Annotated in this window: 18 protein-coding genes; 8 read left to right on the plus strand and 10 right to left on the minus strand. The window is 56.3% G+C overall.

Annotated elements, in window-relative coordinates; genetic code table 11:
• The 4 genes from GOX61_RS07670 to GOX61_RS07685 all read right to left on the minus strand — a co-directional run.
• A partial coding sequence (locus GOX61_RS07670; RefSeq protein ID WP_170332636.1) for a M10 family metallopeptidase C-terminal domain-containing protein occupies window positions 1–2,741 on the minus strand: 2,741 nt, incomplete at its 3' end.
• Between the two features lie 348 nt (window positions 2,742–3,089).
• Complete coding sequence (locus GOX61_RS07675; RefSeq protein ID WP_155147455.1) at window positions 3,090–4,070, minus strand: ABC transporter permease; 981 nt, start codon at window positions 4,068–4,070, stop codon at window positions 3,090–3,092.
• Window positions 4,063–5,070 (minus strand): ABC transporter permease, encoded by a 1,008-nt coding sequence (locus GOX61_RS07680; RefSeq protein WP_155147457.1) that lies wholly within the window; start codon window positions 5,068–5,070, stop codon window positions 4,063–4,065. Before GOX61_RS07680 ends, GOX61_RS07675 begins: the two co-directional genes overlap by 8 nt.
• A 94-nt stretch (window positions 5,071–5,164) precedes the next feature.
• Entirely contained in the window at window positions 5,165–6,871 is a 1,707-nt protein-coding gene (locus tag GOX61_RS07685) for a peptide ABC transporter substrate-binding protein (protein WP_170332638.1), read from the minus strand.
• A gap of 285 nt (window positions 6,872–7,156) precedes the next feature.
• Between GOX61_RS07685 and GOX61_RS07690 the strand changes: the two genes are divergently transcribed.
• Genes GOX61_RS07690 through GOX61_RS07710 form a run of 5 tightly spaced genes read left to right on the plus strand, consistent with a single transcriptional unit; the run spans window position 7,157 to window position 13,740 of the window.
• The gene (locus tag GOX61_RS07690; RefSeq protein WP_170332640.1) at window positions 7,157–8,977 is read left to right on the plus strand and encodes an ABC transporter ATP-binding protein; all 1,821 of its coding nucleotides are present in this window, start codon (window positions 7,157–7,159) and stop codon (window positions 8,975–8,977) included.
• A gap of 5 nt (window positions 8,978–8,982) precedes the next feature.
• Window positions 8,983–10,149 (plus strand): acetylornithine deacetylase, encoded by a 1,167-nt coding sequence (gene argE / locus GOX61_RS07695; RefSeq protein WP_170332642.1) that lies wholly within the window; start codon window positions 8,983–8,985, stop codon window positions 10,147–10,149.
• Between the two features lie 57 nt (window positions 10,150–10,206).
• Entirely contained in the window at window positions 10,207–11,373 is a 1,167-nt protein-coding gene (locus tag GOX61_RS07700; RefSeq protein WP_170332644.1) for a M20 aminoacylase family protein, read from the plus strand.
• 17 nt (window positions 11,374–11,390) lie between these two features.
• The gene (locus GOX61_RS07705) at window positions 11,391–12,554 is read left to right on the plus strand and encodes a M20 aminoacylase family protein (protein WP_170332646.1); all 1,164 of its coding nucleotides are present in this window, start codon (window positions 11,391–11,393) and stop codon (window positions 12,552–12,554) included.
• Between the two features lie 22 nt (window positions 12,555–12,576).
• The gene (locus GOX61_RS07710) at window positions 12,577–13,740 is read left to right on the plus strand and encodes a M20 aminoacylase family protein (protein WP_170332648.1); all 1,164 of its coding nucleotides are present in this window, start codon (window positions 12,577–12,579) and stop codon (window positions 13,738–13,740) included.
• Between the two features lie 62 nt (window positions 13,741–13,802).
• On the opposite strand, the gene GOX61_RS07715 is transcribed toward GOX61_RS07710, so the two are convergent.
• Entirely contained in the window at window positions 13,803–15,101 is a 1,299-nt protein-coding gene (locus tag GOX61_RS07715; protein WP_170332650.1) for a 3-deoxy-D-manno-octulosonic acid transferase, read from the minus strand.
• Between the two features lies 1 nt (window position 15,102).
• Entirely contained in the window at window positions 15,103–16,110 is a 1,008-nt protein-coding gene (moaA, locus tag GOX61_RS07720; RefSeq protein WP_155147470.1) for a GTP 3',8-cyclase MoaA, read from the minus strand.
• Between the two features lie 90 nt (window positions 16,111–16,200).
• On the opposite strand from moaA, the gene GOX61_RS07725 reads away from it, so the two are divergent.
• Window positions 16,201–16,617: a hypothetical protein gene (locus GOX61_RS07725; RefSeq protein WP_170332652.1), complete on the plus strand. Its 417-nt coding sequence runs from the start codon at window positions 16,201–16,203 to the stop codon at window positions 16,615–16,617.
• On the opposite strand, the gene GOX61_RS07730 is transcribed toward GOX61_RS07725, so the two are convergent.
• The 4 genes from GOX61_RS07730 to glmU are packed head-to-tail and all read right to left on the minus strand — an operon-like array spanning window position 16,614 to window position 21,024.
• Window positions 16,614–17,291 carry a DNA alkylation repair protein gene (locus GOX61_RS07730; protein WP_170332654.1) on the minus strand — a complete coding sequence of 226 codons (678 nt, stop codon included), beginning with the start codon at window positions 17,289–17,291 and terminating at the stop codon, window positions 16,614–16,616. The two genes, GOX61_RS07725 and GOX61_RS07730, sit on opposite strands and share 4 nt — an antisense overlap.
• Window positions 17,292–17,298: 7 nt before the next feature.
• A complete protein-coding gene (locus tag GOX61_RS07735; protein WP_170332656.1) occupies window positions 17,299–17,841 on the minus strand; it encodes a pyridoxamine 5'-phosphate oxidase family protein in 543 nt (180 codons plus the stop codon).
• Window positions 17,842–17,844: 3 nt separating this feature from the next.
• Window positions 17,845–19,668: a glutamine--fructose-6-phosphate transaminase (isomerizing) gene (glmS, locus tag GOX61_RS07740; RefSeq protein WP_170332658.1), complete on the minus strand. Its 1,824-nt coding sequence runs from the start codon at window positions 19,666–19,668 to the stop codon at window positions 17,845–17,847.
• A gap of 3 nt (window positions 19,669–19,671) precedes the next feature.
• Window positions 19,672–21,024, minus strand: a complete 1,353-nt coding sequence (glmU, locus tag GOX61_RS07745; RefSeq protein WP_170332660.1) for a bifunctional UDP-N-acetylglucosamine diphosphorylase/glucosamine-1-phosphate N-acetyltransferase GlmU — start codon at window positions 21,022–21,024, stop codon at window positions 19,672–19,674.
• A gap of 134 nt (window positions 21,025–21,158) precedes the next feature.
• On the opposite strand from glmU, the gene GOX61_RS07750 reads away from it, so the two are divergent.
• Together GOX61_RS07750 and GOX61_RS07755 are read left to right on the plus strand one after the other, a co-directional pair.
• On the plus strand, window positions 21,159–21,830 hold the full coding sequence (locus GOX61_RS07750; protein WP_170332662.1) for an HAD-IA family hydrolase: 672 nt from the start codon (window positions 21,159–21,161) through the stop codon (window positions 21,828–21,830).
• A 39-nt stretch (window positions 21,831–21,869) separates the two neighbouring features.
• A complete protein-coding gene (locus tag GOX61_RS07755; protein WP_170332664.1) occupies window positions 21,870–23,060 on the plus strand; it encodes a DegT/DnrJ/EryC1/StrS family aminotransferase in 1,191 nt (396 codons plus the stop codon).
• Window positions 23,061–23,062 lie beyond the last annotated feature (2 nt).

Raw genomic sequence — 23,062 nt, forward strand, 5'->3', positions numbered from 1 at the left:
GGGAAGCTATCTGGGCCAGCTTTGACACCGTCACGCGTCAACTCGACACTGCCATTGACCAGATAAACGCCGCGGGTTGATGACGCGAGCGATACGGAACCGGCGGTTTCGATGCTGGTTGTTTTGTGCCCGATCGTGCCGTCCCCGTTCAGGTCGACATTGTAGAACGTTTCGACATCTACAAAGTTGTCGAGGCTGGCACTACTCAGGTATTCACCGGCCGCATTGGTGATCCACTCACCGTAGGAGCCGTCTGCGTTTTTCCAGAGCACCTTGAAGCCGCCATTGAATGCCTCGGCGTGGATGGCCTCCCAGCCGGGGAAGCTATCTGGGCCAGCTTTGACACCGTCACGCGTCAACTCGACACTGCCATTGACCAGATAGACGCCGCGGGTAGAAGACGCGAGCGTCACGGAACCGGCGGTTTCGATGCTGGTTGTCTTGTGCCCGATTGTGCCGTCCCCGTTGAGGTCGACATTGTAGAACGTTTCGACATCCACAAAGTTGTCGAGGCTGGCGCTGCTCAGGTATTCACCGGTCGCATTGGTGATCCACTCGCCATATTCTCCAGCCGCGTTTTTCCAGAGCACCTTGAAGCCGCCATTGAACGCTTCAGCTTGGATGGCCTCCCAGCCCGGGAAGCTGTCGGGACCGGCTTTGGCACCGTCACGCGTCAGTTCGACGCTGCCATTGACCAGATAGACGCCGCGGGTAGAAGACGCGAGCGTCACAGAACCGGCGGTTTCGATGCTGGTTGTCTTGTGCCCGATCGTGCCGTCCCCGTTGAGGTCGACATTGTAGAACGTTTCGACATCTACAACGTTATCGACTGCAGCACTGCTAATATAGGTACCACTCGTGTCGGTGATCCATTCGCCGTAGTCTCCGTTGGCGTTTTTCCAGAGAACCTTGAAGCCACCTGTGATCGCTTCGGCGTGGATAGCCTCCCAGCCCGGAAAGCTTCCCGGTCCGGCATTGGCGCCGTCTCGGGTCAGTTCGATGTTGCCATTGACCAAATAGCCGCTGCGGGTCGAGGAGGAGAGCGCCACGGAGCCATCGCTTTCGATGCTTGTGGTCTTGTGCCCGATTGTTCCGTCACCGTTCAGGTCGGCGTTATAGAATGTCTCGACATCCACAACGTTGGATATAATCCGGTCAGAGGTGTGTTGCCCCTGGCTGTTGACCGTCCACTCCCCAAATCTGCCGTCTGCGTTTATCCACAGAACGCGGTAGCCACCGCCTGAAGCTTCGGCCTGAATGGCGTGCCAGCCTGCAATCGAGCCTGCCCCGATCACCTCACCGCGCAAGGTCAACGCAACGTTCGAGCCGGCTGAGTCCAGTACGTAGATACCGTGGTCCGCATGCTGCAGCGTCGTACCCGTTGTATCAACGTCAGACAGTTGCATGGCAGTTGCGATGTTCGACCAGGTTAACTGTTGTACGCCGTTCAGGAACTGGATCAGCTCAACATCATTTGCGATGGTGAAGGTGATACGTGTGATGACGTTCAAAAACTCGTAGCTGGTTCCGTTTCTCAGGAACAGATAATTGCTGATAGCGGTTGTAAACCTGATGGTATCCGTGCCGGATCCCCCGTAAAACGAGCCGTCATTACTCGTCACGATCGCTATATCGTTGCCCTGATCGCCAAATACTTGATCGGAGCCGGTACCGTGCGCGAGATAGATCGTGTCGTTCCCGTGCCCGCCATAGATTGTGTTGTTGTTGCTTCCGTTGGAAAGCGAGTAAATTGTGTCGTTCCCGTTGTTGCCACGCAAAACGTTCTGGGCATGGTTGCCATAGATCGTATCATTGCCGGACCCGCCTGATGCGTTTTCAATGGTGACGCCGTGGGCGATTGTAAATCCGCCCCTTACCCCGGCTGCGGATGATACGACACCACCACCGGTAGCCGTGTAGTCCAAAGTTGCGGGTCGCAGGTCGATCCGTGCGTCCGAGTTGCCCAGATGCTGGATGGTATCGTTGCCACCCGTATCCCAGATCGCCTGATACCCTGTGCCCGCAACGTTTGCGGACGGAAGGGTATAAACGTTGTTGCCGGAGTTAGTGGTGGTATTCGCGCCGTACATTGCTTGCAGTGCGGCAATGTCCAGAGCCCCGAAGCCGGTGGATCCGCCAAATGTCGAATTGCTAGGCAGAATTCCACTCGCTGAAGTCCAACCATCATTGTACGACATGACGGTGTAGACGCCCTGGTTGAGCGAGCCAACGCCAAATGAGTTGAAGGGCGAGGTAACACCGGTCATCACGGTCGTGCCAAACCCGGTGTCATGTGGATGCCCCAGTCCCAGCGCGTGACCTAGCTCATGAATGAGTGTCGTAAAGAAATACCCTCCTGGATCGCCGTTGCCGCCGGGGCCGGCATTCCAGTAGTTCGTGTTGTAGGCTCCGGTCGAAGGTCTACTTGACGGACCAAAATGAAAACCCAGGACATTGGGAGACGAAAAGGATGAAGCAGGTGCAATATACTCGACCAGATCGGCTGAAGATGATGAGGATTCGACAAATCGAATGTTTGCTACGGCTTCGATTGCCGCAAGGGCGGCACGGAATTCAGCCTTATATTCAGAGGTCCAGTTCTGCGTGTCGGACAGTTTTCCGAAATTATAGGTGATGGTGGTGACAGTTGCCGGGTTGCCGTCCCCGTATGCACGAGTACCCTGGATCGCACTAAGCGGTGAAGATGAAGAAGGTCTTGGGATATATGTCGTTGTAGCCATGTGTCTGCCTCAAATTCGGCGATTTTGATTGCGCGTACAATTCACGCGCAAGTTGTCATTTTCGTGGCGATGAAAGCCTGCTGCGCGCAAAATTAATTTTTTGTTATGGTAAGTCTAGCGGCTTTGGAAACTGCCACTGCACACGATGTCAGACCGCGGCATTTTGGTCTCGGTTGTTTGGTATTTTGATCGTGGGATTGCAGTCAAATCCACAACAAGTCCGGACATATGGGCGGCTGAGAATGGCAAGCCGTTAAACGAAGTCGTCACTAGAATTTGCAGGAATCATCAACTGGTATGTTGAGCAGTGAATAGACCGGTGCGCAGGTGCGCACCGGTCAGTTTTTGTCAGCGCCCGCGAATACGCGGATCAAGCGCGTCGCGCAGGCCATCGCCCAGATAGTTGACGCTGAGCACGGTCAGCGAGATCGCCAGACCGGGCCAGAAAACACGCTCGGGGTATTGCTGCAGATAGTCGACTCCATCGAACAGCAGTCGTCCCCATGTCGGGAAATCGGGCGGGAACCCGAGACCGAGGAACGACAGGGCACTTTCCGTAATGATCGCCGTTGCGATACCTAGTGTTGCCGACACCATGATGGGTGACAGAACGTTGGGCAGAATGTGACGCGTGATGATCTGCGTGTTGCTCGTGCCAATGGACCGTGCGGCCAGTACGAACTCACGCTCTTTGATCGCCAAAACATCACCACGAACGATCCGCGCAGTCGGCATCCAGGATGTCACGCCAATCGCTGTTACGATCAGGATAAAGATACCACGCTCAAGCCCGAATGCTGCAGACAGAGGCTCACGGAACAGCAACATCATGACCAGCAGCAGCGGCAGCAAGGGCAGGGCAAGGAAGAGGTCGGTCAAGCGCATCAGCGGCCCGTCAAGGCGTTTGAAGAACCCGGCGACCACCCCGATCAATGACCCCAGCAGCAGTGCCAGCAGCATCGCAGTGATGCCCACGGAAACCGATGTCTGACCACCTGCCATCATACGCGCCATGATATCGCGGCCCAGTTGATCTGTGCCAAAGGGATGCGCAAGGCTGGGCCCTTGATTCCGCGCCCGGATGTCAATCTGGGTGGGATCAATCGTCCAGATATAGGGGCCGAGATAGACCGCCGCGACGATGAAGATGAACAACATCGCCCCCAGCATTGCACCCTTGTGTGTTTTGAACTGATCCCAAACGTCACGCCATTGGCTGCGCGGCGGGGTAGCCAGCTCTTCCATCACATCTGTGGTCGGCAAGGCCGTTGATGCAGGTGCAAGACCTTCGTCGGGGACCAGAGTGTCGGTACGATCATGATCAGTCATAGCGAATCCTCGGGTCCAGAATGCCGTAAAGTACATCGGCGATCAGGTTGAACAGCACGATCAGCACAGCAAATATGAAGGTCAGGGTTTGGACCATCGGCAGGTCGTTGGCCTGAATGGCGCCAATCAGCAGTTGACCGATACCGTTTACCTTGAACACCTGCTCGGTGATGATTGCACCGCCGAAGATGGCGGGAATACCCAGAGCAATGACCGTGACAACCGGGATCATCGAGTTGCGCAGGACATGCACCATGACGACGGTATATTCGCTCAGTCCCTTGGCGCGTGCTGTGCGAACATAGTCCTGATTGAGGTTGTCCAGCATCGAGGCGCGCATGAAGCGGCTGAGCTGTGCCGTGATTTGCAGTGCCAGAACCATGACAGGCATGATCATTTGCTTCAGCTGAACGACAAAGCTGTCCCAGCTGTCAACAACATGGGTGGTGTCATAGATCGACGGGAACCAGCCAAGTTGAACCGAGAAGATCACGATCACCAGAACACCCGAGAAGAAGGGTGGGACCGAGAAGCCGACCATCGAGACGAACGTACCCATCTGGTCGAACCAGGAATACTGGCGATAGGCCGAATAGATGCCGATGGGCAGGGCGATCAGGATGGCGACCACATAAGCAGTGCCAACAACCCACAGGGTCTGCGGGATACGCTGAACGACGATGTCCATGACGGGTGAACGGGTTTGCCACGAAATCACGCGCAGATCACCTTCGGAGAAGGTTGTGCCAAAGATCGAGTCGATCAGCACCTGCGGTTCAATCCAGAAAAACTGCACGATCCATTTCCAGAACCGGATATGCATCGGCTGACCGAGGCCAAGTGCCTCGCGCATCTTTTCTTTGACTTCGGGAGGAACAGTGAGCGGAACCTGCGCCATTGGATCGCCTGGTGCGAACTCGAGGAGCAGGAAAATGACGAGGCTGATGAACAGAAGCGTTGGAACGGCCAGTATCAGTCGTCTGATAGTGAAGTTGAGCATTAAAAGGCGCCTTTATATGCGTCTTCTTGTTGGTGGAATATGCGAAAGACCGCGCCCCGATAAAGATCGGGACGCGGCTTTGCAAGGCTAACGCTTAGGAACCGGTTTTACGGTACCAGTCAGCGATGTTCCACAGTTCGCTGTCCCAGACGTTCAGGACAACGCCACCCAGCGTGTTCGAATGCGCCGACAGACGGCCACGGTGCACCAGCGGGATCATACCGCCGTTTTCAACCATGATGTCGTTCAGCTTTTTCGCGATTTCAGCGCGCTGCTCCAGACCTGCGGTCTCGGCCAGCTGACCATGCAGCTTGTCGAATTCCTCGTTGCAGAAGCGGCTGATGTTCTCACCCTGCCACTGGGAGTCAGGACGCGGAGCTTTGTCGCACAGACCGTTGCCCAGATAAGACTGCGGGTCGGTGCCGTTGAAGGTATTGGCATACATTTCAACGTCAGCATAGAACTTCTGGAAAGTGTCCGGCGAGCCCGGGTCACCACCAAAGAAGACCGATGCGTTGATGTTGCGCAGTTCGGATTCGATACCGATCTGGCTCCACCACTCTTTGATCAGCGCCTGGAAGTCCTGACGAACAGCGTTGGTCGAGGTCTGGTAGACGATTTTCAGCGGAACACCGTCCTTTTCACGAACGCCGTCACCGTCAGTATCTACGATGCCTGCGTCATCCAGCAGTTTCTTCGCACCTTCGATATCCTGCTTGTCACAGGTCATCGAGGTCGAGTTGAACGCAGCAGGAGCCGGAACCCAGTTACAGGTGACCTTACCGGCCTGACCGTAGCCGATTTCAACCAGCAGCGGACGGTCGATCGCCAGCGACATCGCTTTGTAAACAGCCGGGTCCGTCAGGAACGGATGCGGATGCTTGGCTGTCGAACGCTCGCCTTCCGGCAGTTCGGGCGACGGATTGGTCTGGTTCATCATGATACGCTCGACCAGCGGGCCGAAGCCTGCGACCGGGGTACCTTTGCCGCCTTCCTGCATTTGCGCGATCACTTCGGGCGCCAGCTGCAGGTTCCATGCGTAGTCAAACTCGCCGGTTTCCATGACTGCACGGCCAGCCGCGGTTGCATCGCCGCCACCTTTGAAGGTCACGGTCGCAAAGGCAGGTTTTGCGGGGTCACGATAGTTGTCGTTGGCCTTGAAGGTGATCACGTCGTTCGGCTTGAACTCGGTGACGACAAACGGGCCGGTGCCGATCGGGTTAAAGTTCTGCTCGGTGCACTCTGGGGCCTTTGCACCCATGCAGTTTTCAAACTGAGCTTTCTGGATGATGGGGCTCTCGCCGCCAACAAACGGTCCGTAGGGGAACGGGGTAGGCGCGTCGAATGTGACTTTGACAGTCATATCATCAACAGCTTCTACCGAGGTAACGCCTTCGAATTTGGTTACCTGCGCACAGCCACCTTCGGGATCCATGCAGTAATCAGCAGTGAATACAACGTCCGCAGCGGTGAACGGTGTTCCATCCGACCACTTGATGCCGGGTGCGATTTTCCAGGTGATCGAGGTCAGGTCTTCGCTGACGCCGCCATTTTCAACCGTAGGAATCTCGGACGCCAGGAAGGGTACCATGTTGCCGTCTTGGTCGTAGCGAGCCAGAGGCTCGATCACCAGCGAGGCCGATTCCACATCCTTGGTACCGCCCGACAGGAACGGGTTCAGGATTGAGGGTGCTTGCCAATAGATGATGCTGACATTGCCGTCCGATCCACGCTCGGCAAAGGCCATCGGGGCCATAGCCGTGCTGGCGATCGCACCAAGCAAAAGGGTCTTGATTTTCATCATACACTCCATGTTGGACACTTGCGTGTCTCGATTATCTCCGCAAGGCCTGCGGATTTGGCGTTGCCGTACTTGGGTGCAAGGCGCTGAAATGAAACATAAATGCAATTCACGTTTCGTGTTTTCCGCCCTCTCCCAAAAACGGTTACGCGGCGTATCGAAACAGAGTTTCTGAAAATTGCAAGCCTTGCCGCTGCGAAATTCGGTAATGCGTTTGACTTTTCCCGCTTTGCGGCCTTAGCGTTTGGCAATCAAAAAATATAAGCCGCCAAGGGGAGCGTGCGCGTGCTGGACCAGCCAATTGCCCAGATCAGAAAACTGCGGGTTGAATTTCAAACCAAAGATGGACCCGTCGTCGGGGTCGAAGACGTCTCGTTCGAAGTAAATCCGGGTGAAACCGTTTGTATTGTTGGCGAATCAGGATCCGGAAAATCGGTGTCCTCGCTTTCGCTGATGCGGTTGGTCGAGTTTGGCGGTGGTGAAATCGCGGGTGGCCAATTGCTGTTCGACCGACGTGATGGCGAAGAGATGGACCTGTCCAAAGCCGATCAGGATCTGATGAAACAGATTCGCGGCAACGAGATCGGAATGATCTTTCAGGAGCCGATGACCGCCCTGAACCCGGTGTTTACCGTCGGACGCCAGCTGACCGAAGGGCTGCGCATCCACAAGAACATGTCCAAATCCGAGGCCGAAACGCGAGCCCTGGAATTGTTGCGTCAGGTCCGAATCCCCGAACCCGAACGCCGCCTGAAGCAATATCCGCACGAATTGTCAGGCGGCATGCGACAGCGCGTTGTGATCGCCATGGCCATGGCTTGCGAGCCACGCCTTTTGATCGCGGATGAGCCGACGACAGCACTCGACGTGACCATTCAGGCCGAGATTCTGGCCCTGATGGATCGCCTCAAGCGGGAAACCGGCACGGCCGTGATGTTCATCACCCATGATATGGCGGTTGTGGCCCAGATGGCTGACCGGGTCGTCGTCATGTTCCGCGGCAACAAGGTCGAGGAGGGGTCGGTCAAAGAGATCTTTGAGAACCCTCAGCATGACTATACCAAAGCGCTGCTGGCTGCGGTTCCGAAGCTTGGTGAAATGCAAGGCAAGGCCGCGCCTGAACCAATGAAGCTGTTGGGTGTCGAAGGCCAGAACATCGCGCCAATCCCCGGCACCGAAGAGGTTCTGCTGACGGTCAAAAACCTGACGACGCGCTTTCCGGTCAAAGGTGGTTTGCTGCGCCGTACGATTTCCAATGTGCACGCGGTCGAAGATGTCTCGTTCACTTTGAACAAGGGACAAACGCTGAGTTTGGTCGGTGAATCCGGCTGCGGCAAGTCATCAGCAGGCCGTTCGATTCTGCGCCTCGTGGAGCCGATGTCTGGCGAGGTCGATCTGGATGGCGTCGATATCATGAAGCTGGATCCGGGCGGACTGCGTAAGGCCCGTCTGGACATGCAGATGATCTTTCAGGATCCGTTCGCCTCGCTGAACCCACAGATGCAACTGGTGGATCAGGTGGCAGAACCGATGCGCAATTATGGCGTCGCTTCGGGCACGGAACTTCAGGATCGTGTTGCGCAATTGTTCGACAAAGTGCACCTGCCGCGCAGCTTTATGCGGCGCTTTCCGCATGAGATGTCCGGTGGTCAGCGGCAGAGAATCGCGATTGCGCGTGCACTTGCACTGAATCCCAAGCTGATCATCGCGGATGAGGCGGTTTCGGCGCTGGACGTATCCGTTCAGGCGCAGGTTCTGAACCTGATGATGGAGCTTCAGTCCGAACTTGGCCTAAGTTACCTGTTCATTTCACACGATATGGCCGTGGTCGAACGTGTCAGCCACCATGTAGGCGTCATGTATCTGGGCCGGATCGTTGAGTTGGGACCGCGTGCGCGCGTCTTTGAGAATCCTCAACACCCGTACACTCAGGCCTTGATGAAGGCAGTTCCGATCGCAGACCCCAATAAGCGAAAGTCAGAAAAGGATCTGAATTTCAAGCCGATCCCTTCGCCAATTCATCCAATTGGATATGAGCCCGAGCCTTCGGTCTATCACGAAGTGGAACCGGGTCATTTCATTCTGACAACAGACAGCGGGTACTGAAACCCATGTCAAACCGCCTGACGCCGCTTGAGATCATGACCAAGCTGATCTCGTTCCCGACGGTGAGCCGCGACACCAACCTGCCGTTGGTCGAGTGGGTCGAAGGGTATCTGGACAGCCACGGGATCAAATCACATCGCTGGCCTGACCCGGATCAACCGCACAAGGCCGCCTTATTTGCCCATGTCGGCCCGTGGGAAGAGGGCGCTGTTGTTCTTTCGGGGCATACCGATGTTGTGCCGGTCGATGGTCAACCGTGGGACACCGATCCTTTTGTCGTTACCGAGAAAGACGGAAAGTACTTTGGTCGCGGTACCTGCGATATGAAGGGTTTCGATGCATTGGCCATTTGGGCTTTGGTCGAGGCGCAATATGCTGATGTTAAACGCCCGCTCCAGCTGGCGCTCAGCTTCGATGAAGAGATCGGATGCACCGGCGCACCGCCGATGATCGTGGCGATGCAGGACGTATTGCCCAAAGGTTCAGCCGTTGTCGTTGGCGAACCTTCGATGATGCAGGCGGTAACCGGCCATAAAGGAGGTATCGGTTTCGATACCCATATCGTTGGGTTCGAGGTTCACAGCTCGATTATGCACACCGGCGTCAATGCGATCATGGAGGCCGCGCCTCTGATTGACTGGGCCAACGATCAGAATGCCCAAAACATGGCCGCTGAACCCAGCGATATCGCAGCAATCTTTGACCCGCCATGGACCACCTGCCACGTGGGCATGATTCAAGGCGGTACGGCCCATAACATCACCGCCAAGGACTGCCGGTTCATGATGGATTTCCGCATGGTGCCGGGAGAGGCAGCCTCGCAATGGGAAAGCGCTTATCTGCAAGAGGTTCGGAAAGCCGAGGAGCGTATGCAGAAAGTACACCCCGAAGCCCGCATCGAGATTTCTCAGAACTTTGCGGTACCTGCCTTGGTCCCGGAACAGGATGGCGAGGCTGAGGCGCTTGTTAGGTCTTTGACCGGTGACAACGCGACCCATGTCGTGAGCTATGGTACAGAGGCCGGACAGTTTCAGGAGGCCGGGTATTCTGCCGTCATCTGTGGTCCGGGCGACATTGCACAGGCCCATCAGCCCAACGAGTTCATTACGATTGCACAATTTAACGAAGGTCAAAAATTCATGGAACGTCTGCTGGAGAAGCTTGCCGGCTGAACCGGGACGTAGCGTCTGAGTATTCGATTCAGGCAATAGCTTAAGGGAGGACGAACAATGCCCGTGAAGAACAGGCTTGCCGATATGCATGGCGAGATCACCAAGTGGCGCCGTCATCTGCACGCCCATCCCGAGCTGATGTATGACGTTCAGGAGACAGCTGCATTCGTAGTCGATCGGTTGAAAGAATTCGGTGTCGATGAGATCACCCCGGGGATCGGAAAGACCGGGGTTGTGGCTGTTATTCGGGGCAAGACTGATACCAAGGGGCGAGTGGTCGGGCTGCGGGCAGATATGGATGCTCTGCCGATCGAAGAAGCCACCGGATTGGACTATGCCTCAACCGTTTCGGGCAAGATGCATGCGTGTGGTCATGACGGCCATACCTCGATGCTGTTGGGGGCCGCGCAATATCTGGCTGAGACCCGGAATTTCGACGGCACGGTCGTTCTGATTTTCCAGCCCGCAGAAGAGGGTGGAGCCGGTGGTCTGGCAATGTGTCAGGACGGGCTTATGGAGCGTTGGGGAATTCAGGAAGTTTACGGCATGCACAACATGCCGGGTCTTCCGGTTGGTGAGTTCGCTATCCGGCCTGGTGCTCTGCTTGCGTCCTCGGATGAATTCGAGATCGTTGTGACCGGGAAGGGTGGGCACGCCGCTGCCCCCCATGATGCCGTGGATACGACGCTTGTGGCCTCACACATCGTGGTGGCATTGCAGTCGGTTGTGTCGCGTACGGTTGACCCGATCAAACGTGTTGTTCTGACGGTTGGCACTTTTGACACTGACAGCGTCGCATCAAATGTGATTGCGCATACGGTCCGGTTGCAGGGGACTGTCAGAACGCTGGATCCCGAATACCGCAAAATTGCAGAAGAGCGCGTGCGCAGGATTGGCGAGGATATGGCCTCGGCCTTTGGCGCCGAAGCTAAGGTGACTTGGACACCGGGATATCCGGCTACCGTCAATTCAGATGCTGAGACTGCGTTTGCAGCCGAGGCGGCAGAGGCTGTGGCGGGCAAAGTCAACGACAACACTGATCCGATCATGCCCTCTGAAGATTTCGCCTACATGCTTGAAGAACGGCCAGGAGCCTACATCTTCATTGGGAACGGGGATACGGCGATGTGCCATCACCCGGAATACAACTTTGATGACGACGCGATTCCCGCCGGGTGCAGCTGGTTTGCTGAACTGGTGGAACGACGAATGCCAGTGGCATAATCACAGGGGAGAATGACATGCCGATCAAGAACCGTCTCGCTGAAATGCACGATGAAATCACCGGCTGGCGGCGTGACATTCACCAACACCCCGAAATTCTATATGACACACACCGCACCAGCGCTTTGGTGGCCGATAAACTCCGCGCGTTTGGATGTGACGAGGTAGTCACCGGTATTGGTCGCACCGGCGTGGTCGGCGTGATCAAGGGTAAGGCAGACACTCAGGACCGCGTTATCGGGTTGCGTGCTGATATGGACGCGCTGCCGATGCAGGAGCAGACCGGTCTGGACTATGCCTCGCAGACGCCGAATGCCATGCATGCCTGTGGTCACGATGGTCACACAGCTATGGTTCTGGGTACTGCAAAATATCTGGCTGAAACGCGAAACTTCGACGGAACAGCGATCGTGATATTCCAACCCGCCGAAGAAGGCGGGAACGGGGCCGAAGCGATGTGCAAGGATGGCCTGATGGACCGGTTCGGCATTCAGGAAGTCTATGCCATGCACAACGTGCCGGGTGTACCGACAGGCCAATTTGCTATTCGGTCAGGCCCATTGCTTGCAGCGGCAGATGAGTTCGATATTCATCTCGAAGGTCATGGTGGTCACGCTGCCAAGCCACACGATACCGTGGATACCACTGTGATGCTGTCCCAACTTGTTGTTGCTTTACAGACAGTTGTGTCGCGTAACTCTGACCCGATCCAGCAAGGTGTATTGTCGGTCACCTCTGTAGAGACGTCCTCGAAAGCCTTTAACGTGATTCCGCAATCTGCCCGTGTGCGGGGTACTGTGCGCACCCATTCCAATGAGATGCGCGACCTGATCGAAAAGCGCCTGACAGAGATCACAGAAGGTGTTGCCGCCACCATGGGGGGAACCGCGACTGTGACCTATACCCGCGGCGTTCCAGTCACGATCAACGCCGAGGAACAGACAGGCTATGCCGAAGAGGCAGCGATTTCTGTGGGCGGCAGCTGTGCCGAGGCGCCGATGGTCATGGGGGGCGAGGATTTTTCTTTCATGCTCGAGGAACGCCCAGGTGCCTTCATTGTTTTGGGTAACGGAGACAGCGCCGGGCTGCACCATCCGGAATACAATTTTAACGACGAAATCATCCCGATCGGATGCTCGTGGTTTGCAGAAATGGTTGAGCGCCGCATGCCGGCGGCTTGAACTGAATTAGGAGAGAGAAGAGATGCCAGTTAAGAACCGCTTTGCCGAATTACAGGACGAAATCACTGCATGGCGACGCGACATTCACGAAAACCCTGAAATCCTGTTTGAAACCCATCGTACCAGCGCATTGGTTGAGGAAAAGCTGAAGGAATTTGGCTGTGATGAGGTTGTTTCCGGAATTGGCCGCACAGGGGTTGTGGGCGTTATCAAGGGAAAATCCGATAGCAAGGGCAAGGTGATTGGTCTGCGTGCGGATATGGACGCCCTGCCGATCCACGAGGCAACCGGTGTTGAATATGCATCGAAGACGCCAGGCGCAATGCACGCCTGTGGCCATGACGGACATACTGCGATGCTGCTGGGGGCAGCAAAGTATCTGGCCGAGACCCGTAATTTCGACGGGACTGTGGTTGTGATCTTCCAGCCCGCCGAAGAAGGTGGCGGCGGTGGTCGCGAGATGTGCGAAGACGGCATGATGGACCGCTGGAACATTCAGGAAGTCTATGGAATGCACAACTGGCCGGGTAAACCGGTTGGCAGCTTCTCGATCCGCCCGGGGGCGTTCTTTGCCGCCACTGACCAGTTCGATATCACGTTCGAGGGGCGCGGTGGTCACGCAGCCAAACCTCACGAGACGGTGGATACGACAATTATCGCAGCCAAGGCTGTCTTGGCGCTGCAGACCATTGCATCGCGTAATGCTGACCCAATCGATCAGGTCGTCGTCTCGGTAACTTCGTTTGAATCCTCGTCTAAGGCGTTCAACGTGATCCCGCAAAAAGTGCAGATCAAAGGCACTGTGCGTACGATGAGCAAAGATATGCGCGATCTTGCCGAACAACGGATCAACGAAATCTGCAACGGTATCGCAGCGACCTTTGGCGGCACAGCTGATGTCACTTATATTCGCGGCTATCCGGTCATGGTGAACAGCGAAGACCAGACCGACTTCGCAGCCGATGTTGCCCGATCGGTCGCAGGCGAATGTGAAGAGGCACCTCTGGTTATGGGGGGCGAGGATTTTGCATTCATGCTTGAGGAGCGTCCGGGTGCATATATTCTGGTGGGCAATGGCGACACGGCCATGGTGCACCATCCGGAATACAACTTTAATGACGAGGCGATCCCCGCCGGGTGCAGCTGGTGGGCTGAAATCGTCGAACAGCGGATGCCTGCTGCATAACCATCTGGGGCGGGATTCACCTCAGTACTCAGGCCCGGTGACTGATGAAGTTGCCGGGCTTTCTATTTCAGGTCGAGTTTCTCGCACAACGCATCAATGACACCATCGAGTGCGGATTTCTGGGTGTTCACACAAGCGCCCGCCGCGTTTCTGGCGTCGATCAGAGCAGCGTCATCCGATAGCCAATGGGCCACTGCATCTGTCAGTTCCTTGCTTGATTGAACTTCGACCGCTCCTCCGGCTTCGACCAGCGGGGCGAAGGTTTCAGCAAAGTTGTAATAGCCCGGCCCGGTGATGACTGCGGCACCTGCCTGCGCTGGTTCGAACGGGTTGTGGCCCCCGATTTCCTTAAGCGATCCGCCAAGAAACACGACAGGGCACAACGCGTACCATGTGCCGGTCTCTCCAAGCGTATCCGCAACATAGACCTGTGTGTTTGCGGTGATCTCATCACCCGTGCTGCGAAGCGCGAAAGATAATTCGGCAGTACTTACAAGCCCGGTCACTTCATCACGCCGTTCTGGGTGGCGTGGGATCAGCAGCAGCAGCAAATTGGGCCAGAGCTTTAGCAGTTCCTTGTGGGCCGCGAGAACCGTTTCTTCTTCGCCTGCATGTGTCGAACTGGCGATCCACACGGGTCGTCCATCCAACTGACGTCGAATATCGGCCAACGTCGCCTCATCCACCGGTAATGGGTCAGACATAGCCTTGAGGTTCGTGCCGGGATGTACCCGGTCCGCCGGGGCACCCATTGCGATCAGATTGGTCGCGGTTCTATCGTTTTGCGTCAGGAATAGCTGAAAATGATCTAATATGTATCGCGCCGTTTTGGGGCGTTTTTTCCAACCTTCCACTGATTTTTCAGAAAGTCGAGCATTCAGCAGCGCGAGCGGTGTGCCGCTATTGGCGTTTTCAACAATGAGTCTTGGCCAGATCTCGCTTTCAACAAAGATGCCAGCGTCAGGTCTCCAATGCTCCAGAAAACGATGAACGGGGCCGCCCGTATCCAGCGGCGGGTATTGGTGGCGCGTACGCGGCGGCATACGCTTTTCGATCAACGCCGCAGAGGTTGGTGTGCCTGATGTGATCAGGAATTCTGCATCTGGCAGGCGCTGACCAAGGCGTTTGATCAGGCTGAGGACCGACAGGCTCTCTCCGACGCTGGCTGCGTGAAACCAGATCAGCGTTTGGTTCGGGCGGGGCAGGGTGGCATACCCAAGGCGCTCTCTTTGGCGATCATTTGAAACGCCAGCCGTTTCCAGTTTGCTGCGTACAGTGCGCCATGCCAGGGGTGCTAGTACAGAGGTCAGGCCGCAGTACAGCTGGTACAGCAGCGTGGGTCGGCCTTCCTGATCTGACATTTCAGCCGCCTGTATGGCTCATATGACGGCTCATCTGACCGTCGACTGATTGGCGGGAATAATCAAAGTCATGCCCCTTGGGCTTGAGGTTGATCGCAGCCCGGATCGCATTCTCGAGCGGTTCTTCCGTATCGGGATAATCACGCAAAGGCCCGCGGAGATCTGCCATATCTTCCTGACCAAGGCACATGTACAGCTCACCGGTACAAGTCAGACGAACGCGATTGCAGCTTTCGCAGAAATTGTGGCTGAGCGGGGTAATGAAACCGATCTTCTGCCCGGTATCTTCAAGGCGGACATAGCGCGCGGGACCGCCGGTGCGCTCTGCCAGATCCGTGACCTGATAATGGTTTTCATACTCGGCGCGTACATCCTTGAGGGACCAGTATTGGTCCAGCCGGTCTTCGTTACCGATGTCCCCCATAGGCATGACCTCGATCCAAGTCAGATCCATGTCACGCTCGGCGCACCATTCGGTGATGTGGGGCAATTCTTCTTCGTTGAACCCCTTTAGAGCAACAGCGTTGATCTTGATCCGAAGCCCTGCTTTCTGAGCGGCATCGATGCCGTTGAGTACCTGCTTTAGCCGCCCCCAGCGCGTGACTTTGGCGAACTTGTCTTCGTCAAGCGTATCCAGCGAAACATTCACACGACGAACACCGGCGGCATAAAGATCATCGGCAAAACGTGACAGCTGCGATCCGTTCGTGGTCAGTGTCAATTCTTTGAGAGCACCGCTTTCCAGATGCCGGGTCATGGAGTTGAAGAACGTCATTATGTTACGGCGCACCAGAGGTTCACCGCCAGTAATGCGGAGTTTTTCAACTCCCATCTTCACAAAGGTCGAGCACATGCGATCCAGCTCTTCCAGCGTCAGCAGCTCTTTCTTGGGCAGAAAGGTCATATTTTCCGACATGCAATAGACGCAGCGAAAGTCGCAGCGGTCCGTTACAGAGACGCGGAGATAGGTGATTGCACGTGCAAATGGGTCGATAAGCGGAGCGGTCATGCGTCATAGGTAAAGCGGCGACTGGTCAGCGGCAAGTGTGAACTACGCTTTTGGCTGGTGCAGATGCGCGCAGGGCGATAGGTTTCGGGTATGAGAAATGCGTTATTGGTAACATGCGTTCTGCTTGCGGGATGCGATACGGTGCGGTCGGCGTCAGATCGTGTGTTTGGCGGGTCAGACAAGCCTGCCCAAGCTGAACCCACGGTGGTTGAAGACGCAGTAGAGCCACAGCCTGCTTCGGCTGCCAGTGTTGGCTGGACAGGCGCCAAAACGACGATTGCGGGGTTGGGGGACCCCAATAAAGGCGGTCGGTGGTTGGAAACCCCATTGGTGGATACAGAGGTGACTGCGCGTGTTGTGGTGCCCAAAACCGGTGCGCAGGCCTATATCACTCTGGTTCCCGTTCCAGGCCCTGAAGGGGGCGGCAGCCGCTTGTCGGTGGATGCAATGCGGGCCTTGTTGATACCCTTTGACGAACTCGTCGAGCTGGAAGTCTATTCCAACTAATCCTTCAGATATTTGCCTGCTTCTTTTCGAGCGAATGGCTTCATCGCGTCGCCATGCTTTGCCAGAAATGCGCGGACGCGTTCGGGGTCGTGTTTTGAAAGATCCCGAAGCCACCAGGCAACGGATTTCTGGATGAACCAATCCCGGTCGGGCACATATCCGGCGGCCCAGCCCAAGATGCGATCACGCCGTTGCAGGTCATCGGGTTTTGGGTGGTTCTGTTTTGTCCAGGGCAGGGTGGCCACCAATGCAGCGCGGCGTGTCCACATTTGATCCGATTTAGTCCAGTCCTCGACCTGATCGAGGCGCTGCGGGTCCGCGCTCAGACGTTTTTGCATCGCCATGCAGGCGTGATCCGCCATTGCCCATGCATCAAAATCCGGTACCCAGCTTTGCAACAGTTCCCAGACCGCTTCATCCGGGCGAATTCTGGCCTGCGTCAGCAGTTTAGCTGCTGCAAGCCGCCCTTCGTGAATATTGGTCTGCCACAGGGCACTGGCCAATTCCACTCGGGCGGGCACGTCCAACTCCTGTCGCCAGACTTTGGTCAGGTCGTTCAGTATGGGGTTGGTGACACCCAGATATGGTCGTTCCACCTTATGATACGCCGCCAACTGCTCGGCGCGTTCAGTATCAGCATGGGCTTTAATCTGATCGAGATGAGCGTCCAGCATCGTCTGATCAGACCTGACTGCGCGTAGGTTTACCATCAATGGTCTGGTGGTTTTTCTCGACCCAATAGGCGCGGATGTCGTCATCAGACTTGCTATCAACCCATTTCTGCATCGTATCCCGTTCAGACTGATATTCCATAAACGGAACGGCATAACCGCATGAGGTCTGAACGATATCGATGCTCAGGTCATATATTTGGCGAGCACTGCGATGATCTGGAAACAGCGCTTTGAGTTCTTCCCAGTCACGATCACCTTCGTGGATTGTTTGTGCCGTACCATAGGTACGCAAAATCAACGGCCGTGTGGTGAAGGAACACCACATGAGCGTCATGCGATTGACTTCAAGCAGATGACCAGCGGTTTCGTTCCCGCTGCCAGTCAGGTTCATCCAGACAATTCGGTTGGGCCCTAATACCCGCAATGAATCCATCCCCTTGGGCGAGATGTTGACGCGCCCGTCTGTTCCGGCAGTACCGACGAAGAACATGTGCTGCTCTTCGATGAACTTTTGATGTGGCGGGTCAAACTGCGGGAACTGTTTAGCCATGGGTCACTCCACCGTAACGGATTTCGCAAGGTTGCGGGGTTGGTCCACATCGGTGCCTTTGGCGACGGCTGTGTGATAGGCCAGCAACTGAGCCGGAACCGAATACAGGATCGGGGCGAGGCTGGGATGAACGTGCGGCATTCTGATAGTGCTCCAGACGCCATCTTTGGCCTCTGCAATACCATCGTCATCGGAAACAAGAATGACTTTGCCTTTGCGCGCCATCACCTCCTGCATGTTTGACACGGTCTTATCAAAGACCTCATCCCGAGGGGCCATGACGACGACCGGCATATGTTTGTCGATCAGGGCAATCGGCCCATGCTTCAACTCGCCTGATGCATAACCTTCGGCGTGGATGTAGCTGATTTCCTTGAGTTTCAGCGCTCCCTCCATCGCCAGAGGGAACATCAGGCCACGACCGAGAAACAGAACATCGCGCGCTTCACTGAGGCGCTGGGCGGATTTGCGAATGGCGCGGTTTTGGTCCAGCGCAGTATTCAGTACCGAAGGCAGCCCACGCAGGGCAGCCGCGTGATCAGCCAACTCCTCATCGGTCAGTGTACCCCGATCTGCCGCTGCCTTGAGTGCAAGCATCAACAGCACGCTCAGCTGGCAGGTGAAGGCTTTGGTCGAGGCAACACCGATCTCAACACCTGCGTGGATTGGCAGAGCAATGTCGCTTTCCCGCGCAATCGAACTTTCAGGGACGTTGACGACTGACACGATCTTGTCGGCTTTGCCTTCGCAATACCGCAGAGCGGCAAGCGTATCCGCAGTCTCGCCCGACTGGCTGACGAACAAAGCCAGTGACCGTTCAGGGATCGGAGGTTCGCGATAGCGGAATTCGCTGGCGATATCGACTTCGACAGGCATCCGCGCCAGTTTTTCGAACCAGTACTTCGCGGTCAGGCAGGCATAGAAGGCGGTACCACAGGCCACCATGGTAAGACGGTCGAGTTTGGTGAAATCCAAATCCGTATCGGGCAGAACAACCTGATCGCCACCGGTTGGCAGGTAGGACCGGATCGCTTCGGCAACCACTACTGGTTGTTCCGCGATCTCTTTGGCCATGAAGTGTTTATGCTCGCCCTTATCGGCCCGCGCATGGTCCAGCTTGATCTTGCGCTTTTCACGATTTGCAAGCTCACCCGCCTCATTCCGGATTTCCAGAGACGTACGGGTCAGAACAGCGCGATCACCTTCTTCCAGATAGGTGATTTGGTTGGTCAGCGGAGCCAGTGCTATGGCGTCCGAGCCCACAAACATCTCACCATCGCCATGGCCAATGGCCAGAGGCGAGCCTTTGCGGGCCGCGACGATCAGGTCGTCCTCTCCGTCGAACAGAAACGCCAGCGCAAAGGCACCTTGCAATTTGTCGATGGTTTTGAACGCGGCCTCAACCGGCGAAAGCCCGGAATCCAGGTAGTGGGCAGTCATGAGGGCGACAGTTTCAGTGTCGGTATCGGTTTCGAAATTTATACCGTTTTCGGACAACTCGTCACGCAGATCACGGTAGTTTTCGACAATGCCATTGTGCACAACGGCTACAGGGCCAGCCTTGTGCGGATGCGCATTGTTGACGGTGGGCGCGCCGTGGGTTGCCCAGCGGGTGTGACCGATCCCGGATTTGCCGGGCAGGGGATCATGGACCAGAAGGTCGCTGAGATTGACCAGCTTGCCAACCGCCCGGCGACGCCCCAGGACGCCCGAGTTTACAGTCGCAATGCCCGCGCTGTCATAGCCGCGATATTCTAGCCTTTTCAGTGCCTCAACCAGAATTGGGGCTGCTTCGTGTTGTCCAAGAACTCCGACGATACCACACATGGATCAGGCTCCTTTGTCGCGGCGAGCCTTCTTCGCCTTCAACATGTCAAACAGTTTACGCGCATAACCGGGTTTGTTGTCCTGCTTGGCGCGGGCTACGGCCAGCGCGTCCGGTTCCACGTCACGGGTCACCACAGTACCGGTCGCGGTCATCGCACCGTCGCCGACGGTGACAGGCGCGACCAGCATGGTATTCGAGCCGATAAACACGTTCTCGCCAATGGTGGTCTGATGTTTCATCACGCCATCATAGTTGCAGGTGATTGTACCAGCGCCGATGTTTGTCGCCGCGCCAACCGTCGCATCACCGATGTAACTAAGGTGATTGACCTTTGCCCCTTCGGCGATCTCGGCGTTTTTGATCTCAACAAAGTTCCCGATGCGGGCGTTCTCGGCCAGTTCCGCACCGGGACGCAGGCGGGCATAGGGGCCAACGACCGCGCCACGGCTGACGTGGCACCCTTCGAGATGCGAGAATGCACGGATCGTTGCACCGCTTTCAACGGTGACACCCGGACCAAACACAACATTTGGCTCAATGACAGTATCACGGCCAATTACCGTATCCGCAGCCAGATAGACGGTTTCCGGCGCCATCATTGTAACACCCAGATCCAGCAACTCTGCCCTTGCGCGGCTCTGGAATACCGCGTCCGCAACGGCCAGATCAGCGCGGGAATTCACGCCGAGTGTTTGCGCTTCGTCACAAGCAACAGCGGTCACCTTGAGGCCACGATTGCGGGCGATCTCCACAACGTCAGGCAGGTAGTATTCGCCCGACGCATTGTCGTTGCCAACCGCATCGATCAGGGAGAACAGCGTTTTTGCATCACACGCCAAAAGACCTGAATTGCAAAGTGTTATGGCGCGTTCTTCTTCCGAGGCGTCCTTGAATTCTACAATCCGTTCCAGCGTTTCACCCTGCATCACCAAACGACCATAGCGGGCTGGATCTGCTGCCTGAAATCCCAGAATGACCAGATCGTTGTTGGACCGTGCTGCAACCATCCGCTCAAGTGTATCGGGCTGCAGGAATGGTGTGTCACCATAGAGGACTACGATATCGCCCTCAAAATCCTTCAGTTCATCACGTGCCTGCGCGACAGCATGCGCGGTGCCTAACTGCTCTTCCTGAACTGCGATCTGAGCGATGTCGTCCTCGGCTGCTGCCGCCTTGGCGACTGCTTCGGCACCGTGCCCTGTTACGATGACAGTTTGCTCGGGCGACAGAACTGCACCTGCGCGCATCGCATGAACCAGCATAGGTACCTGGGCAATCGGGTGCAGTACTTTTGGAATATCCGAATTCATCCTGGTGCCTTTTCCGGCTGCAAGGATGACAAGGGCAATACTCATGAAATCGTTTTCTCTTTGTGTTTTGTTGCCGTCCGTTTTATCCGCTGAGGGCAAAGGCGCAAGCGGTTCGGGCATCAAACAAGATTGCCGTTTGCAACACGACATGGCGGAAACCTGCCGAGCAAGGAGAAAAAATGCGCACGGTCATCTTTGATCTGGACGGCACTTTGGCGGATACATCCGGGGATTTGCTGGCAGCTGCAAACCACTGTTTTCGTCATATGGGGCATGGGGATGTTCTGATCGAAGGGCAGGACGCTGCAGTCGCCTTGCGCGGTGGCAGAATGATGCTGACACATGGTCTGAAGCGTGTTGGAGAGTATTCTGAAGATACGGTTTTCGAGTATTACCCGATGCTTTTGGAGGCTTATTCAAAGGCGATAGATACGCACACACAGTTTTATCCTGGGGCACTCGAAGCCGTCGATATTCTTCGGGGTGCGGGATATGGCGTCGGTATTTGCACCAACAAGCCCGAGGGGCTGGCCGATTTGCTGCTGACGCGGTTAGGGGTGCGGGATCAATTCGCGTCTCTGGTGGGTGCCGATACTCTGCCTGTTCGCAAACCCGACCCGGAACCTCTGCGTGAGGCAGCGCGGCGTGCTGGTGGGCATCCGGATCTGTGCGTTCTGATCGGAGATTCCGATACCGACCGAAACACCGCAAAAGCTGCCGGCGTTCCATCCGTTCTGGTGACCTTCGGCCCGTCGGGTGACGATATGGCGGCGCTGGAGCCCGAAGCGCTGCTACATCACTTCGACGACCTGCCAGAGCTTGTGACCGACCTGATCGGTGCGGCAGCGTGATCCCTTGACCCGAACCCATCGCGGACCCACAACAGCACTATGACTGAAACGTTTTCTGGCAGCTTCACCCAGCAGGAACCCATCCCGGAAGAGGCTATCGAGGCCGCAATGGCCGTGCTGCGCCACGGGCGGTTGCATCGCTACAATGTTCTGCCCGGTGAGCTGGGCGAAACAGCTCTGCTCGAGCAGGAATTCGCAGCCCAGATGGGTGCCAAGTACTGTCTGGCGGTGTCCTCTGGTGGATACGCGCTGGCAACGGCATTGCGAGCGGTGGGGGTTCAGCCCGGTGATCCAGTTCTGACCAACGCGTTCACCCTGGCGCCAGTGCCGGGTTCAATCGCCTCGGTTGGGGCACGTCCGATCTTTGTCGGCGTGACTGAAAACCTGACCATCGATCTGGATGATCTGGAATCCAAGCTGGGGCAGGCCAAAGTCCTGATGCTCAGCCACATGCGCGGGCATCTGTGTGACATGGATCGCCTGATGCAGATGTGTGATGCGGCCGGAGTAATCGTGATCGAAGATTGTGCGCATACGATGGGTGCTGCGTGGCGCGGTCAGTTGTCGGGTCGTCAGGGTGCCATCGGATGTTATTCTTGCCAGACCTATAAGCACGTGAACTCGGGCGAGGGCGGGTTGCTCATCACCGACGATGAAGAGTTGGCGGCTAAGGCAACGATGTTGTCAGGGTCGTACATGCTGTACGAACGTCATCTGGCGGCTCCGGGCCCTGAAGTGTTTGAGAGGATAAAATACACCACGCCAAACGTGTCTGGACGAATGGATAACCTGCGCGCGGCGATCCTTCGGCCGCAACTGCGTGATCTGGATCGTCAAGTTCAGCGTTGGAATGAACGGTATGTCGAGATCGAAAGGGGCCTGCGCGGAACGCCGGGTCTGACGATCGTCGAACGACCGGAAGAGGAAACCTATGTCGGGTCCTCTATTCAATTCCTGTTGCTTGGCTGGTCGCCTGAGCGCATTGCTGATGTTATTCGTCGATGCGCAGAGCGCGGCGTTGAGCTCAAGTGGTTTGGCGGTGCCGAACCAAATGGATTTACCTCACGCTATGATAGCTGGCGCTACGCCGAATCCGAGCAGATGCCTGAGAGCGACCGTATTCTTGCAGGCATCATGGACATGCGCGTTCCGCTGACATTCTCGCTGGACGATTGCCGACTGATTGCACGTATCATTCGTGCGGAGGTGGGTGCGGTCTACCAGTCCTGAGC

Origin of the sequence: Ruegeria arenilitoris, from assembly GCF_013030265.1 — a bacterium.
GTDB lineage: Bacteria > Pseudomonadota > Alphaproteobacteria > Rhodobacterales > Rhodobacteraceae > Ruegeria > Ruegeria arenilitoris_E.